General features: G+C 71.6%; 14 protein-coding genes. 8 read left to right on the top strand and 6 right to left on the bottom strand.

The annotated features are described in order from the left end of the window. Positions 1-131 precede the first annotated feature (131 nt). A complete protein-coding gene (locus ACYVK7_RS06415) occupies positions 132-764 on the top strand; it encodes a GyrI-like domain-containing protein (protein WP_460886850.1) in 633 nt (210 codons plus the stop codon). Positions 765-780: 16 nt separating this feature from the next. Here the strand turns inward: ACYVK7_RS06415 and ACYVK7_RS06410 are convergent, their stop codons facing one another. The 3 genes from ACYVK7_RS06410 to ACYVK7_RS06400 are packed head-to-tail and all read right to left on the bottom strand — an operon-like array spanning position 781 to position 3575. Beyond that, on the bottom strand, positions 781-1485 hold the full coding sequence (locus tag ACYVK7_RS06410; protein ID WP_460886849.1) for a response regulator: 705 nt from the start codon (positions 1483-1485) through the stop codon (positions 781-783). After that, positions 1482-2696, bottom strand: coding sequence for a sensor histidine kinase (locus ACYVK7_RS06405; RefSeq protein ID WP_460886848.1), 1215 nt, complete (start codon positions 2694-2696; stop codon positions 1482-1484). Before ACYVK7_RS06405 ends, ACYVK7_RS06410 begins: the two co-directional genes overlap by 4 nt. Positions 2697-2705: 9 nt before the next feature. Continuing rightward, positions 2706-3575, bottom strand: coding sequence for a lysostaphin resistance A-like protein (locus ACYVK7_RS06400; RefSeq protein WP_460886847.1), 870 nt, complete (start codon positions 3573-3575; stop codon positions 2706-2708). Positions 3576-3792: 217 nt separating this feature from the next. Here ACYVK7_RS06400 and ACYVK7_RS06395 point away from each other — a divergent pair, with 217 nt between their 5' ends. Beyond that, positions 3793-4431: a DUF6518 family protein gene (locus ACYVK7_RS06395; protein WP_460886846.1), complete on the top strand. Its 639-nt coding sequence runs from the start codon at positions 3793-3795 to the stop codon at positions 4429-4431. Here ACYVK7_RS06395 and ACYVK7_RS06390 read toward each other — a convergent pair whose 3' ends face one another. Beyond that, positions 4432-5022, bottom strand: coding sequence for a TetR/AcrR family transcriptional regulator (locus ACYVK7_RS06390; RefSeq protein WP_460886845.1), 591 nt, complete (start codon positions 5020-5022; stop codon positions 4432-4434). It abuts the gene before it with no gap. A 101-nt stretch (positions 5023-5123) separates the two neighbouring features. Between ACYVK7_RS06390 and ACYVK7_RS06385 the strand changes: the two genes are divergently transcribed. Next, a complete protein-coding gene (locus ACYVK7_RS06385) occupies positions 5124-6011 on the top strand; it encodes an alpha/beta fold hydrolase (protein WP_460886844.1) in 888 nt (295 codons plus the stop codon). A 147-nt stretch (positions 6012-6158) separates the two neighbouring features. After that, entirely contained in the window at positions 6159-7445 is a 1287-nt protein-coding gene (gene aztD / locus ACYVK7_RS06380; RefSeq protein ID WP_460886843.1) for a zinc metallochaperone AztD, read from the top strand. Between the two features lie 62 nt (positions 7446-7507). On the opposite strand, the gene ACYVK7_RS06375 is transcribed toward aztD, so the two are convergent. After that, positions 7508-8677 carry an epoxide hydrolase family protein gene (locus tag ACYVK7_RS06375; RefSeq protein ID WP_460886842.1) on the bottom strand — a complete coding sequence of 390 codons (1170 nt, stop codon included), beginning with the start codon at positions 8675-8677 and terminating at the stop codon, positions 7508-7510. A 91-nt stretch (positions 8678-8768) separates the two neighbouring features. On the opposite strand from ACYVK7_RS06375, the gene ACYVK7_RS06370 reads away from it, so the two are divergent. Beyond that, positions 8769-9746 (top strand): helix-turn-helix transcriptional regulator, encoded by a 978-nt coding sequence (locus ACYVK7_RS06370; RefSeq protein ID WP_460886841.1) that lies wholly within the window; start codon positions 8769-8771, stop codon positions 9744-9746. A 69-nt stretch (positions 9747-9815) separates the two neighbouring features. Next, positions 9816-11312: a mannitol dehydrogenase family protein gene (locus tag ACYVK7_RS06365; protein WP_460886840.1), complete on the top strand. Its 1497-nt coding sequence runs from the start codon at positions 9816-9818 to the stop codon at positions 11310-11312. A 66-nt stretch (positions 11313-11378) separates the two neighbouring features. Here the strand turns inward: ACYVK7_RS06365 and ACYVK7_RS06360 are convergent, their stop codons facing one another. Continuing rightward, complete coding sequence (locus tag ACYVK7_RS06360; protein WP_460886839.1) at positions 11379-12311, bottom strand: sugar-binding transcriptional regulator; 933 nt, start codon at positions 12309-12311, stop codon at positions 11379-11381. 189 nt (positions 12312-12500) lie between these two features. Between ACYVK7_RS06360 and ACYVK7_RS06355 the strand changes: the two genes are divergently transcribed. Next, a complete protein-coding gene (locus ACYVK7_RS06355; RefSeq protein WP_460886838.1) occupies positions 12501-13850 on the top strand; it encodes an ABC transporter substrate-binding protein in 1350 nt (449 codons plus the stop codon). Continuing rightward, complete coding sequence (locus tag ACYVK7_RS06350) at positions 13847-14794, top strand: carbohydrate ABC transporter permease (RefSeq protein WP_460886837.1); 948 nt, start codon at positions 13847-13849, stop codon at positions 14792-14794. Before ACYVK7_RS06355 ends, ACYVK7_RS06350 begins: the two co-directional genes overlap by 4 nt.

Here is a 14794-nt window from a genome sequence, read left to right as displayed (position 1 = left end):
CCGCGTCATTCGTTTTCATAGCCGAGAGCCGTCGGATGCGCGCTCCTCGCTCCGCCGGATGGTTCACTAGGTGTCCGCTGAAGATCTGGAGACTGAGAGGTCGTGGTCCGCCGGTCGGGCCCAGGTGGCGAATGTCTGACAAGGCCGACTTCAAGAAGAGCCTCGACTGCTATCGCGCCGAGCGCGGCAGATTTCGGGTCCTCGACGTGCCCGTCCTGCAGTACCTCATGATCGACGGGCACGGCGACCCCAACACCTCGCCCGTCTTCACCGAGGCGGTCGAGACGCTGTACCCACTCGCGTACACGCTCAAGTTCACCAGCAAGCGGGAGCTCGGCCGCGACTTCGTCGTCATGCCGCTGGAAGGGCTGTGGTGGGCGGAGGACATGGATTCGTTCACCGCCGCGCGGGACAAGTCGCGGTGGAGCTGGACCCTGATGATCATGCAGCCGGACTGGATCGACCAGGACCTGTACGCCGCCGCCGTCGACCAGGTCCGGGCGAAGACCGGCCCCGCCCGGCTCGACGACGTCCGTCTCGAGCCGCTCTCCGAAGGGCGCTGCGTGCAGACACTGCACGTCGGCACGTTCGACGACGAGGCCGACGTGCTCGCGCGGATGCATGACGAGTTCATCCCGGGCAACGGCCTCCGGATGGTCGGCAGGCACCACGAGATCTACCTCAGCGACCCCCGCCGGGTCGCGCCCGAGAAGCAGCGGACGATCCTTCGGCAGCCGGTCAGGGGCGGCGCGGACGGCCCGTGAGCCCGACGACCGCCGGCTAGACCTCCGGCGAGACGAGGCCCACGCGGTAGGCGAGCACCACGGCCTGGACCCGGTCGCGCAGGCCGAGCTTCGCGAGGATCCGGGACACGTAGGTCTTCACCGTCTCCGGGGTGATGACGAGCTCCCCGGCGATCTCCGCGTTGGACAGCCCGGCGGCGAGCTGCCCGAGCACCTCGAGCTCCCGCGCCGTCAGGCTGCGTACGATCTCGTCCCTGGCGGGCCGGGACGTGTCGGTCGGGCGCAGTCGCTCGGCGAAGCGGCCGATGAGAGCGCGCGTGACGGTGGGGGCGAGCAGGGACTCGCCCTGGGCGACCGTCCGGACGGCGCCCACCAGCTCGGCCGGGGGAGAGTCCTTGAGGAGGAACCCGCTGGCCCCGGCGCGGAGCGCCTGGTAGACGTACTCGTCGACGTTGAAGGTGGTCACCATCAGCACCTTGGCCGGCGTCTCGGCGTCGGGGCCCGCGATCTGCCGTGTCGCCTCGATACCGTCCAGCACGGGCATCCTGATGTCCATGACCACCACGTCGGGCCGTAGCCGGAGGGCGGCCTCGACGGCCGAGCGGCCGTCCGCCGCCTCGCCCACGACCTCCATGTCGGGCTGCGCGGAGAAGATGGTGACGTAGCCGACCCGGACCAGCTCCTGGTCCTCGCAGACGAGCACGCGGATGGGGGGTCGTGGGTCCGTCGGGGTGACGGTCATGAGCTTCTCCTGGTCGGGCTGGAAGGGATCACGGCGCGCACGCTGAACCCGCCGCCGGGCAGCGGGCCGGCCTCCAGGTCGCCGTCGAGCACCCGGACACGTTCCCGGAGCCCGGCGAGACCGCGGCCCCCGGGCGGAGCGACCGGCGGGACCGGCGCGGCCGGCGTGGCCGGCCCCTCTGTGGTCACCTCGATCTCGAGGTGTTCGTCGGCGTGCCGCAGCCGGACGGCGGTCGGCCGCCCCGCCGCGTACTTGAGCGCGTTGGTGAGCGACTCCTGCACCACCCGGTAGGCGGCCAGCTCGACGGCGTCGGGCCGGGGGCGCGGTTCGCCGACCTCGGCCCACTCCACGGGCTGACCGGACTGGCGGGCCTGCTCGACGAGGTCGCCCACCCGGCCGAGGGCGGGCGCCCGGTCGGCCGACGCCGACTCACCGGTCGCCTCGAGCACGCCCAGCAGGTACCGCAGCTCGGTCAGGGCGCGGCGGCCGGTGCCGCTGATGGCCGCGAGGCCCTCGCCCGCCCGGTCCGGCGTCGCGGGCAGGAGGTACTGCGCGGCGTCGGCCTGGACCACCATCGCCGTCACGTGGTGGGTCACCACGTCGTGCAGCTCCCTGGCGATCCGGGCTCGTTCGTCCGACGTCGCCACGGCGGCCGCCAGACGCCGGTGCTCGACCTCCTCGGCCCGCCAGCGGCGCATTCCTGTGCCGGCCATCCAGATCACCACCAGTACGAGATAGAAGGCGAGAAAATCCGGGAGCCGGTTGGGCGATCCGAGGCCGGATACCGTGGCCGCCAGCGCGAGGTAGCCGAGGGTCGCCAGGACGGCGGCGACGCGGCGCCATCGGGCCAGGTACGCCCCGACGGCGTACAGCGCGAAGTAGAGGCCTACGCTCGCGAACGTCGACGGGTACGACAGCGTCTGGTCCAGAGCGAACGCGGTGCCGATGATCGCCAGACAGACCAGCGGCCACCGGCGGCGGATCGCGAGGGGCGCGCACTGCGCGACGAGCAGCGTCACGGCCAGCGCGTCCGCCGGCCGCTCGGGCAGGTCGCCGAGCTCCACGCCGATGGTCGACAGCGTCGGGACGAAGCCGAGCCCCGTCAGGAGCGCCGCCAGCACGCCGTCCCGGACGGTCGGGCGGCCGACGTGCCACCGACGGGGTCTCGGACGGAGGCGCTGGGCCTGGTCGGACGCGGTGTTGGCGGGCACCGCCCGAGCCTACGGGCGGGGGCGGCGAACCGGGACCAGCGTGCCCCGGCGTCGGGCGAGCAGCAGCATCGGGACGGCGAGCAGCAGGCTGAGCAGCACGGTGACCACGGAACCCTCGATGCCGAAAGCACCGCCGGTCAGCAGCGCCGGGCCGGACACCTCCGCGACCAGCAGCCCCGGAGCGGCGTGGCCGGAGACGTTGATGCCGATCAGGGCGACGGCGCTGTTCCACGCGAAGTGGAGCCCGATGGCGAACCAGAGGTTGCGCCGCCAGAGGAACGCCGCGCCCAGCAGGCCGCCGGCCTCGATCGCGATCGCCAGCCCGGACCACAGGGTGGCACCAGGGTTGAGCAGGTGCGTCAGGCCGAAGAACAGCGCGGTGATCGGCAGCGCGATCCAGCTACCCAGCAGCCGCTCGAGGGCCTGCACGGCGAAGCCACGGAACATGAGCTCCTCGGTGACGGCCGCACCGCACGCGATGCCGAGCACCGGTCCGACGACGGCCAGCACGTCGACGTCGGCCCAGGTGAACGAGTAGCCGCCGAGAGCGGTGATGACGGACGCGGAGGCGGCGACGAACCCCACGCCGATGGCGGCGCCGAACAGCGCCTCCGGCACGGCACGGCGGCCGGCGATCTCCGGGGTGCTTCGCCTGGCGACGAAGCGCATGACCGCCCAGTAGACGACCACGGCGAGGGCGGCGCCCAGCACCGGGACCACCGTGACCGGTTCGCTCTGTGCGGTCAGTCCGGCGACGACGCCGACGCCGACCAGACCGATCATCATCCAGGTCAGCGGGAACCGGAGAAAGCGGGCGAGCGGTCCACCGCTGTTGTCGCCCACGGAATCCTGGTGGGGTGTCGTGACTGTCGTGCTCATGGGGGCCTCCGTCGTTGTGTGGCCGCGGGGCTCCGCGACCAGGAACAACGCTATGAGCGGGGCGGTTCTGGCGAATCACCCCCGGGCAAGCAGGCCGGGTAGCTCTTTCGGGGGACGGGCGTCGTTCCCCTGGCGTCCACCCGGGGGATGACGGCGGGCGTCGCGGTCCGACCACGGTCCGATGACCCGGGAGCCGGCCCGTGGCAACGTTCTTGGCATGACCACGGTTCCGGACGTTCAGACCTGGCCCGCCCCGTCGGTGTCGGCCTCCATCCGCCGCGCGGTACGCGTCGGGGCAGTCGTGCTCCTGAGCGTCCTGCTCGGCGGGCCTACCTCCTGGGCGCAGGGCGCTCTTCCGAGCGAGCTCGCGTCCTTCGCGAACTCGGCCAGCGGCTGGACGGTGCTGACCGCCCTGCTCGTCTTCTGGTCACGGGCACGTACGGGACAGGCAGCCCTGCTGGGTGCCGTCAGCTTCGTCCTGCTGGTGCTCGGATATGCGGTCGCGTCGCAGCTGCGCGGGCTCTGGTACGACCCGCTGCTGTTCTCCGCGGTCGGTCTGGTGGCCGGCCCGTTCGTGGGGGTCGCGGCGTCCTGGCTGCGCGCGACCGGCGTCCGAGTGGCCCTTGGTGTGACAGTCCTCGCCGGGATCTTCGTCGGTGAGGGCGTCTACGGGCTCACGGTCGTGCGGGAGACCACGAGCCCCGTCTACTGGTCGGTGATCGGCGTGGCGGGCCTCGCCCTCCTGGTCGGCCTGCTCGTGCGCCGGATCCGGGGCACGCTGCCGGTCGTGCTCGCCGTCGGCGGCACGGCGGTCGTCGCGCTGGCGTTCCTTGTCGCCTACACGAACCTGGGCTGATCAGGCCCCGACCATCCGGTCGAGGAGCCGGTCGAGGAGCAGCTGCACGCGTTCCCCGGCGCCGTCGTCGACGAGGAGCGTCTGGGCCAGACCGCTGGCGCCGGCCACGATCAGCTCGGCGTCCAGCTCGTCCGTCGTCGTCCCGACCCCGCGGACCCGCCGCAGCTGCTCCGCGATCGCCCGGGCAAGGAAGCGCGGTGCGCCGAGGGTGTCCTCCGTGCCGACGTCGGGGCTGGTGAGCGCCGCGGCATGGAACGTGTTGAGGACGATGGTGTCGCGCCGCCGGTCGGGATCCGTGGGGAGCAGCTCCGTGAGGATCGCGCGGATCACGTCGCGGGGGGCCGGCTCGGCGCCGAGCGCGCCGAGCCGACGGGTGAACCGCTCGCCTGCGTCAGCGACGACCGCCTGGTGGGTGGCCAGCAGGAACTGTCGCTTGGTGCCGAAGTAGTACTGCACCAGTCGCACCGAGATGCCGGCCTCGGCGGCCACGGACTGGAAGGTCGCCGCACCGAGACCGTCCCTGGCGATGACCCGGCGCGCGGCGCTCGTGATCTGCGTTCGTCGCTGATCGTGGTCGGCCAGCTTCGGCATGCGGTCCCGCTCTCGTGTATGAGCCCGTCCGGGCTGCCTTCATGGTATGTGCAAACCATGATAGGTGATACGTTCATACCACCAAGAGGTGGAGGAGTGCGATGGCCAGGATCGGAAGGTTCAGGAGCGACGAGGCGAGAGAGGTCTACCTGCGCGCGTACGAGGCGATGGCGGAGCTCTGGCCGCTGCCGGCGGTGCTGACCGACGTCCCGACCTCGTTCGGGTCCACGCACGTGCGCCGGTCCGGCTCCGGCGACGGGGTGCCGCTCGTGCTGCTGGCGGGCGTCCTCGGCACCGGTCTGCACTGGCACTCGGTCGTCGAGGGCCTGGCGCGGGACCGTGCGGTCCACACGCTCGACACGATCGGTGCGCCCGGCCGCAGCGTGCAGACAGCCCCGCTGGCCGGCGACGCCGCCTACGGTGCCTGGTTCGCGGAGGTGCTGGACGGGCTCGGGCTGGAGCGCGTCCACGTGCTGGGGGAGTCGTCGGGTGCCTGGCACGCGACCCTGGCGGGCCTGCACGCGGCCGACCGGTTGGCGAGCGTGTCCCTGATCGAGCCCAACGGGGTGATCACCAGGACGCCGTGGCGCGCGCTGCTGAAGATGATCCGCTTCGGCGGGAACGCGACGGACGAGGGGTGGCGCAGGATGGCCGAGTGGCTGACGCCCGGCGTCACCATGACCGATGTCGAGCGGGCGACAGCGAAAGCGGGTCAGGGGTACCGGCTCACGGCCGGCTGGGCGCGGCCGCTCAAGGACGCCGAGCTGGAGGCGTTCGCCCCGCCGCTCCTGGTGATCTACGGGGGCGAGTCGGTGGTGTCGGATCCGGTGGCCGCGCGGCGGCGCCTCGCGGAGCGGCTGCCGGGTGCCGAGGTCGAGGTCTACCCCGGCACGGGGCACGGGGTGCGCGGCCAGATCCCGGACCGGGTCACGGAACGGGTCGTGGAGTTCCTGGCCCGGCACGACGTGTCGGTACGGCCCGGCCGGTGAGCGCTCGGGGTGGCGGCGACGGGGCCGCCGTCATCCCCCATGTTTGAGAATCGTTCTCATCTCTGGTTCACTCTCCCTCGGTAACGAGAATGATTGTCATTCTAGTAGGAAGGAGCGGGCGACCCTGACCACGTCGCCCGACCAACGATGAGAAACCACACCACCCGCGCGGCCGCCGGACTCGGCGCCGCACTGTCCCTGCTCCTGCTGAGCGCCTGCGCGGCCGACGGCGAGGCCGCCTCGGGCGGCGCCTCGGAGTCCGCCTCGGCCGGTGCCGAGGAGCACGAGGAGCACGAGGCGCCGGATGCCACCGAGGCCCAGGCCCGCACCCCGCGAGTCGCCGTCACCTATGAGGGCGGCGTGCTCGTGCTGGACGCGATGAGCCTGGAGCCGGTCGGCGACATCGAGCTGCCGGGCTTCAACCGGCTCAACCCCGCCGGTGACGAGCGCCACCTGATGGTCTCCACCGCGGGCGAGTTCCGCGCCCTCGACCTGGGCTCGTGGGCCGAGGCGCACGGCGACCACGCCCACTACTGGACCGCCGAGCCGACGCTCACGGACGTCGCCTACGAGGCCGCCAAGCCCGGTCACGTGGTGGTCCACGAGGGCCGCACCGCGCTGTTCGACGACGGCACCGGCCTGGTCCGCGTGGTGGACTCCGCGCACGTGGCGGACGCCGACGCCGCGGCGCGGGAGCACACCACGCCGTCGGCCCACCACGGGGTGGCGGTCGAGCTGACCGACGACACGCTGGTGGTCTCCGAGGGTACGGAGGAGGGCGCGACGGGCATCCGGGTGCTCGACGGCGACGGCACGGAGATCGCCGCGTCCGACGACTGCCCCGGCGTGCACGGCGAGGCGGTCGCCGCAGACGAGGCGGTGCTGATCGGCTGCCAGGACGGCGCCCTGCTCTACACGGACGGCAAGATCACCAAGGTGGACGCGCCCGACTCCTACGGCCGCATCGGCAACCAGGCCGGCACGGAGGCGTCGCCCGTCGTGCTGGGCGACTACAAGACCGACGAGGACGCCGAGCTGGAGCGCCCCACCCAGGTCTCGCTGATCGACACGCGCAACGGGGAGCTCGAGCTGGTCGAGCTGCCGTCGTCGTACACCTTCCGCTCGCTCGCCCGCGGTGACGACGGCGAGGCGCTGGTGCTGGGCACCGACGGCCAGGTGCACGTGATCGATCCCGAGAAGGCGAAGATCACCAGGTCGATCCCCGTGCTCGACGAGTGGGAGGAGCCCGTGGAGTGGCAGGAGCCGCGGCCCGCCATCCTCGCCCTGGACGGCTCCGTCTACGTCACCGACCCGGCGACCGACTCGATCCACGCGGTCGACGTCGAGTCCGGCGAGGTGTGGAAGTCCGCGGAGCTCGACGTCACGCCGAACGAGCTGAACGGCGTGACGGGCGGCGAGCCGCACAGCCACTGACGATCCGTTGAGTGCTGGATCTTCGCCCTGTCAGCGCCGCTGACAGGGCGAAGATCCAGCACTCAACGAGTTGGGGGGAAGAAGGTGCGCAGGTCCTTGATCACCAGAGCGGGGACCTCCAGGGCGGCGAAGTGGCCGCCCTCCGGATACTCCGCCCAGTGCTCGATGCGCGCGTTGTCGCGCTCGGCCAGCGACCGGATGGTCTGGAAGTCGTCGGCGAAGACGGCGACGCCGATCCGGCCGGTGCTGACCACGGGCTCGGCGCCGGAGCGCTGCTCGGTGTAGTGGTAGCGCACCGCCGTTGCCGAGGTGTTGGTGAGCCAGTACAGGCTGACCTGCGCGAGCACCTGGTCGCGGGAGACCAGGCTGGTGCCGTTGCCGAAGTTCTCGAACAGCTCGCTGTAGGCGAGCTGCGCCACCGGCGAGTCGCTGAGCCCCGCGGCGACGGTCTGGGGCCGCGAGCCGTTCATCGCGTTGTACCCGCCCACGCTCCGGAACCACTGCATGTGCTCGAGGGCGGCGAACTCCTTGGGGCCGAACCCATCCATCTCGCCCTCCGCGCCGGACGGGAACGAGAAGAGCTGGAGCACGTGCGAGCCGAGGTAGCCCTCGGGGTCGAGCACGGCCAGCTCGCGCCCGACCATGGCTCCGGCGTCGCTGCCGTGGGCACCGTAGGACTCGTAGCCGAGCCGCCGCATCAGCGTGTCGAAGGTGCGGGCGACCCTGGCCATGGTCCAGGCCCCGCCGTCGGCCGGCTCGCTCAGCGGGGTGCTGAAGCCGAACCCCGGGGTGGACGGGACCACGACGTGGAAGGCGTCCTCCGGGCGGCCACCGTGTGCGACCGGGTCGGTGAGCGGGCCGATCAGGTCGAGGAACTCGAGGAACGAGCCGGGGTAGGTGTGGCTCAGGAGCAGCGCCCGCGCGCCGGGTTCGGCCGAACGGACGTGGAGGAAGTGCACGGTCTGCCCGTCGATCTCGGTGCGGAACTGGGGGAACGAGTTGGCGCGCTCCTCGACCGCCCGCCAGTCGAACGCGGTGCGCCAGTGCTCCACGGCGTCGCGCAGGTAGGACTCGGGCGTCCCGTAGTCCCACGAGTCGCCCGGCGCGGCGGGGGCGAAGCGGGTGCGGGCGAGGCGGTCGGTCAGGTCGTCGAGGTCGGCCTGCGGGATCTCGACGCGGAAGGGGTGGATCTCGGCGGCGGTGGTGTCCTGGGCGTTCTTCGTGGTCTCCATGTCCGTGACACTACGAACGGTTCAGGAATGGTTCGTTCCTCTATTCTGGGCGGGATTCACGAACTTTCCCGCTACGCCGTGAGGAGCCGCCATGAGCACGACGGCGGGGCGCCTGCTCGCCCTCCTGGGGCTGCTGCAGTCCCGCCCCGAGTGGCCGGGCGCGGAGCTCGCCGCCCGGCTCGGCGTCACGGGCCGCACCGTCCGCAACGACGTCGCCCGTCTGCGTGACCTGGGCTACCCCGTCGACGCCGTCCGCGGCCCGGGCGGCCGCTACCGGCTGGGTGCCGGCGGCAAGCTACCGCCCCTGGTGCTCGACGACGAGGAGGCGGTGGCCATCGCTGTCGGGCTCCGCTCCGCGGGCGCGGTCGCGGGTATCGAGGAGAGCAGCGTCCGCGCGCTCGGCAAGCTGGAGCACGTGCTGCCGGACCGGCTGCGCCGCCAGGTCGCCGCGCTGCGCGACGCCACGAGCGCAGGCCCCGTCAACACCGACAGCAACGTCGAGGACCCCGCCGTCGACCCGGCGCTGCTCACCGAGCTGGCCGCCGCGATCCGCGACCACCAGGGCCTGCGCTGCTGGTACCGCTCGGAGCCGCGCGAGGTGGAGCCGGCCCGGCTCGTCGCCTGGCAGCGCCGCTGGTACCTCGTGGGCCGCGACGTCGGCTCGGGCCGGTGGCAACCGTTCCGCGTGGACTGGCTGGAGCTCCGCACCCCGGGCGGGCGGCGGTTCACGCCCGGTGACCCGCCCGTCGACCTGACCGAGCTCGTGGTCCGCGAGGTGGCCCGGACGGGCTGGGCGGTGCACGCCCGCATCCTGGTGCACGCCCCGGCCGACGAGGTGCTCGCGCGGATCAACCCGGCGGTCGGCACCGTCGAGCCGGTGGACGCCGCCACCAGCGTGCTGGTCACCGGAGGGGACAGCCTCGAGACCGTTGCGGTGTGGATCGGCATGCTCGGGCTCGACTTCACGGTGCGGGAGCCGCAGGGCCTCGTCGACCACCTGGCGGCACTGTCCCGGCGGTACGCGGCGGCGGTCTCGACACCTCCCCCGGGCCGCCCCGCTCATCTGTGAACGTCCCCACGCTCATCTGTTAATCTGGCGAACGGATCAACGGAGTCTGAAGGGCGGCGGAGGAGCACGATGACGGCACTCGACGATGCGACCGTGGGCAGCCTGGTGGCGTCCGCGCCGACCGGCGCGGAACTGACCGTGCCCACGTACGACCGGGCACGGCTGACCACCGGGATCGTCCATCTGGGGGTGGGCGGCTTTCACCGCGCGCACCAGGCGATGTATCTCGACCGGCTCATGGCCGACGGCAAGGCCATGGACTGGGCGGTCTGCGGCGTGGGCGTGCTCCCCGGCGACGCCCGGATGCGCGATGCGCTCGCGGCGCAGGACGGCCTGTACACGATGGTGCTCAAGCACCCGGACGGGCGCCTGGAGGCGCGCGTGATCGGGTCGATCAAGGAGTACCTCCTGGCCCCCGACGACCCGGAGGCCGTGCTCGAGAAGATGTCGTCGCCCGAGGTGCGCATCGTGTCCCTCACCGTCACCGAGGGTGGGTACAACATCCACCACGTCACGGGCGAGTTCGACCTCGACAACCCGGCCGTCGCCAAGGACCTGACGGACGGCGCCGTCCCGACGACGACGTTCGGGCTGGTCACCGAGGCCCTGCGGCGCAGGCGGGAGCGGGGCGTGCCGCCGTTCACTGTGATGAGCTGCGACAACATCCAGGGCAACGGCGAGGTCGCGCGGCGCGCGTTCACCACGTTCGCCCGGGCGAAGGACGCGGAGCTCGCGGGCTGGATCGAGGACAACGTCGCGTTCCCGAGCTCCATGGTCGACCGGATCACGCCCGTCACCACGGACGCCGACCGGGAGATGGTGGCCGAACGGTTCGGCATCGACGACGCCTGGCCCGTCGTGGCCGAGCCGTTCGAGCAGTGGGCGCTGGAGGACAGCTTCCCCACGGGCCGGCCCCCGTTCGAGGACGCCGGCGTGCAGGTGGTGTCCGACGTCGAACCGTACGAGCTGATGAAGCTGCGCCTGCTCAACGCCAGCCACCAGGCCCTCTGCTACGTGGGCTACCTGGCCGGCTACCGGTACGCGCACGAGGTCGCCGGCAGGGACGTGTACGCCAGGTTCCTGCTCGGCTACATGGACACGGAGGGCACGCCCACGCTGGAGCCCGTGCCGGGCATCGACCTGGGCCTGTACAAGCGCACCCTGATCGAGCGGTTCGCCAACCCGCACGTGGCCGACACCCTGGCGCGGCTGTGCGCCGAGTCGTCGGACCGCATCCCGAAGTGGCTGCTCCCGGTGGTCCGGCACCACCTGGCGACCGGCGGGCCCATCGAGCACGCGGCGCTCGTCGTCGCGTCCTGGGCCCGCTACGACGAGGGTGTCGACGAGGCCGGCGAGCCCATCGAGATCGTCGACCGCCTCGCGGACCGGCTGCACCAGGCGGCGCTCGCGCAGCGCACCGACCCGCTCGCGTTCCTGCGGGACCGCGAGGTGTTCGGCGACCTGGTCGACGACGAGCGGTTCACCGCCGCGTACACGGCCGCGCTCGCGTCGCTGCACGACAAGGGCGCGGAGGCGACGGTGGAGGCCCTGGTCTCCCGCTCCTGAGTCTCCCGCTTCTGAGCACGGGCGTCAGGCCTACGGGTCCTCCGAGTGACCTGTGGGTCTGACGCGTCAGGAGGCGGTGAGGGACTCCAGGGCCGTGGCCGCCGCGTCGTCGACCACCAGGGTGTTGGCCACGCCGCCGTGCACGGCCGCGACCAGGCCCGGCGCGACGGCGGCGCCGTAGCCGATCACGATGACCTGGGGTGTCGCGGCGAGCTGTTCGAGGGTCACGCCCACCACTCGCTCGTCGAGGCTGGTCCGGACCGGGCGCCCCTCGCTGTCGAACAGGCGGCCCGAGCACTCGGCGATGGCGCCCGCCTCGGTGGCCGCCTGCTGCTCCTCGGCGCTGATCTGCGGAAACACCGTGGAGGTGCGCTCCGACCAGTGGCCGACGGCGACCACGGCGACGTCGAGATGGTCGGCCTTGGCCAGCGCGTCGGCGATCTCCGGCTGCCTGCGCATGCCGGCGGCCGTCGCGGCGTCGGCCACGAGGAGCGGTGACCAGACCGGCCACGTGCGCACACCCGGCATCTGCTCGAAGGTGTTGATGAGCGCCAGGGAGTTGCCGCTGCCCTCGACGGGCAGCGCCCCGACCAGCTGGACGACGTCGCACTGCGGCAGCCTGCCGATGTGCCGCACCGCCGCCTCGACGGTGCGCGACCAGGACACGCCGACGGTCGCGCCCTCGGTGATGTGGGCGCGCGCCGCGTGGGCGAGCTCGACGGCGACGTTCTCGCGCGTCGCCGCCGTGTCCTCGCCGCTGGCGGCGATGAGCACCTCGCCGACGCCGAGCCGGGCAGCCAGCCGTGCCCCGCGCTCGCCGTCGACCCGGGGCGGCGTGATCTCGATGCGGACCACTCCCTGCTCGCGCGCCTGTGCGAGCAGGCGTGCGACCTGGAAGCGGGAGATGCCGCGGTCCCGGGCGATCTCGACCTTCGACTTGCCGTCGAGGTAGTAGTCGGTGCTCACCTCGACCATGAGGTTCGACTCGTTCTGGGTCACCTGCGTCCTCACTCCCGCAGGCGTCGGCGGGACCGGTTGAGCGACTATTGAGCGGAGGGTCTTGCTCACCTGAGCATACCCAACTAGTCTGCGGTTGCAGATGAGCAAGTTGATATTCTCAAATGAGCGCGGCGTAGAAGCTGCGCCGAGGAGAGGACGAGGATGTTCCGACCTCCGAGGGGTACTTCGGTGAGAGCGACGCTGGGGGCCGGTGCGGCCGCCGTGGCGCTGGCCCTGACTGGCTGTGCCGGGGCGGGTGCCGTGGGCGGCGGCGACGGCGAGACCATCGTCGTCGCGATCGTGTCCAACCCGCAGATGCAGGACGCGATCTCGCTGCAGAACGAGTTCCGCGCGGCCCACCCCGGTGTGGACGTGCAGTTCGTGTCGCTGCCCGAGAACGAGGCCCGCGCCAAGATCACGGCGTCGGTCGCCACCGGTGGTGGCGAGTTCGACGTCGTCATGATCTCCAACTACGAGACGCCCATGTGGGCGGAGAACGGGTGGATCGAGAACCTCCAGCCGTACATCGAGGCAACGGACGGGTACGACTCCGAGGACTTCGTGCCCAGCGTCCGCGAGGCGCTCTCGTCCGACGGCGACATGTACTCCGTGCCGTTCTACGGGGAGTCGTCGTTCCTGGCCTACCGCACCGACCTGTTCGAGGACGCCGGGCTCGAGATGCCCGACAACCCGACGTGGGAGGAGGTGCGCGAGCTTGCCGGCGAGCTGCACGAGCCGGCACAGGACTTCTCCGGCATCTGCCTGCGCGGCCTGGCCGGCTGGGGCGAGAACATGGCGCCGATGACCACCGTGCTGAACACGTTCGGCGGCGGCTGGTTCGACGCCGACTGGAACGCGACGATCAGCTCCCCGGAGAGCCGCGAGGCCATCGAGACGTACATCGACACCCTGCAGACCTACGGGCAGCCGGGTGCTGCGACGTCGGGCTTCGGCGACTGCCTCACGCGCTTCGCCCAGGGCCAGTCGGCCATGTGGTACGACGCGACGTCCATGGTGTCGGCCGTCGAGGACCCCTCGTCGTCGACCGTGGCGGGGAACGTCGGCTACGTGCCGGCGCCGGTCTCGGAGACGGAGTCGGCGGGTTGGCTCTACAGCTGGTCGCTGGCGATCCCGTCCACGAGCGAGCACAAGGACGCCGCCTGGGACTTCGTGTCCTGGATGACCGACAAGGAGTACATCAAGCTCGTGGGTGAGGAGATCGGCTGGGAGCGGGTGCCCCCGGGCAGCCGGCTGTCCACGTACGAGATCCCCGAGTACGCCGAGGTCTCGCAGGCCTACGCCGACGCGACCCTCGAGTCGATGAACGGGGCCACCCCGGAGGCCACGATGGCGCACGAGGTGCCGTACCCGGGCATCCAGTTCGTCGGCATCCCCGAGTTCCAGGACCTGGGCACCCGGGTGGGCCAGCAGATGTCCGCCGCCATCGCAGGGCAGGTCACCGTGGACGAGGCCATCGCGCAGTCCCAGCGCTACGCCGAGACCGTGGCGGAGACCTACCAGGCAGAGGAGGGGCAATGAGCACCACGACCGTCGACCGGCTCGAGGGCGCGCGCCGCGACGCCCGCAAGGCGGCGTCGTCCCGGCCGATCAGCCGTGCGGAGGCGTGGCGCCGCCGCGGCCCGCTCCTGCCGGCCCTGATCTTCACCATCATCGTCACGCAGCTGCCGTTCCTCCTGACGATCTGGTACTCGCTGCACTCCCGGAACCTGCTGCGTCCCGAGTCCGACCTGTTCGTGGGGTTCTCGAACTACCTCGACATCGCGCGCGACTCGACGTTCCGGCAGACGGCGCTCAACTCCGTGGTCATCACCCTCGGCTGCGTGCTGGTGGCGATGGTGCTCGGGATCGTGCTCGCGCTGCTGCTGGACCGGCCGTTCTTCGGGCGCAGCGTGGCCAGGACCATGCTCATCACGCCGTTCCTCGTGATGCCGGTGGCGACGTCCGTGCTCTGGTCGGTCGCGCTGCTGAACCCGACCTACGGCCTGTTCAACTGGACCCTCGGCCTGTTCGGCATCGAGGCGGTCGACTGGACGTCGACCTACCCGGTGATCGCCATCCTGATGGCGCTCGTGTGGCAGTGGACGCCGTTCATGATGCTGCTCGTGCTCGCCGGCCTGCAGGCCCAGCCGAAGGACGTGCTGGAGGCGGCCTCCGTGGACGGCGCGAACACCTGGCTCACGTTCCGGCTGATCACCCTGCCGCACCTGCGCCGCTACATCGAGCTGGGCGTGCTGCTCGGGATCATCTACGTGGTCAACACGTTCGACCAGATCTACCTCATGACCGCGGGTGGGCCCGGTACGGCCAGCGCCAACCTGCCGTTCTACATCTACCAGCGTGCGTTCCTCGGGTTCGACATCGGGCAGGCCGCCGCCATGGGTGTCGTCGTCGTGATCGCCACGATCATCGTGGCCTCCGCCGCACTGCGCCTGATCTTCCGTAGCTTCGAAGTGAAGGAGTGA

Source organism: Promicromonospora xylanilytica, from assembly GCF_054782895.1.
Note: the sequence above shows the minus strand (reverse complement) of the source record. Positions and strands in the feature narration are given on the sequence as shown.

Coding starts and splice junctions, on each gene's coding strand:
- ACYVK7_RS06415 (WP_460886850.1), top strand. CDS start 132: ATGTCTGACAAGGCCGACTTCAAGAAGAGCCTCGACTGCTATCGCGCC.
- ACYVK7_RS06410 (WP_460886849.1), bottom strand. CDS start 1,485: ATGACCGTCACCCCGACGGACCCACGACCCCCCATCCGCGTGCTCGTC.
- ACYVK7_RS06400 (WP_460886847.1), bottom strand. CDS start 3,575: ATGAGCACGACAGTCACGACACCCCACCAGGATTCCGTGGGCGACAAC.
- ACYVK7_RS06395 (WP_460886846.1), top strand. CDS start 3,793: ATGACCACGGTTCCGGACGTTCAGACCTGGCCCGCCCCGTCGGTGTCG.
- ACYVK7_RS06390 (WP_460886845.1), bottom strand. CDS start 5,022: ATGCCGAAGCTGGCCGACCACGATCAGCGACGAACGCAGATCACGAGC.
- ACYVK7_RS06385 (WP_460886844.1), top strand. CDS start 5,124: ATGGCCAGGATCGGAAGGTTCAGGAGCGACGAGGCGAGAGAGGTCTAC.
- aztD (WP_460886843.1), top strand. CDS start 6,159: ATGAGAAACCACACCACCCGCGCGGCCGCCGGACTCGGCGCCGCACTG.
- ACYVK7_RS06375 (WP_460886842.1), bottom strand. CDS start 8,677: ATGGAGACCACGAAGAACGCCCAGGACACCACCGCCGCCGAGATCCAC.
- ACYVK7_RS06370 (WP_460886841.1), top strand. CDS start 8,769: ATGAGCACGACGGCGGGGCGCCTGCTCGCCCTCCTGGGGCTGCTGCAG.
- ACYVK7_RS06365 (WP_460886840.1), top strand. CDS start 9,816: ATGACGGCACTCGACGATGCGACCGTGGGCAGCCTGGTGGCGTCCGCG.
- ACYVK7_RS06350 (WP_460886837.1), top strand. CDS start 13,847: ATGAGCACCACGACCGTCGACCGGCTCGAGGGCGCGCGCCGCGACGCC.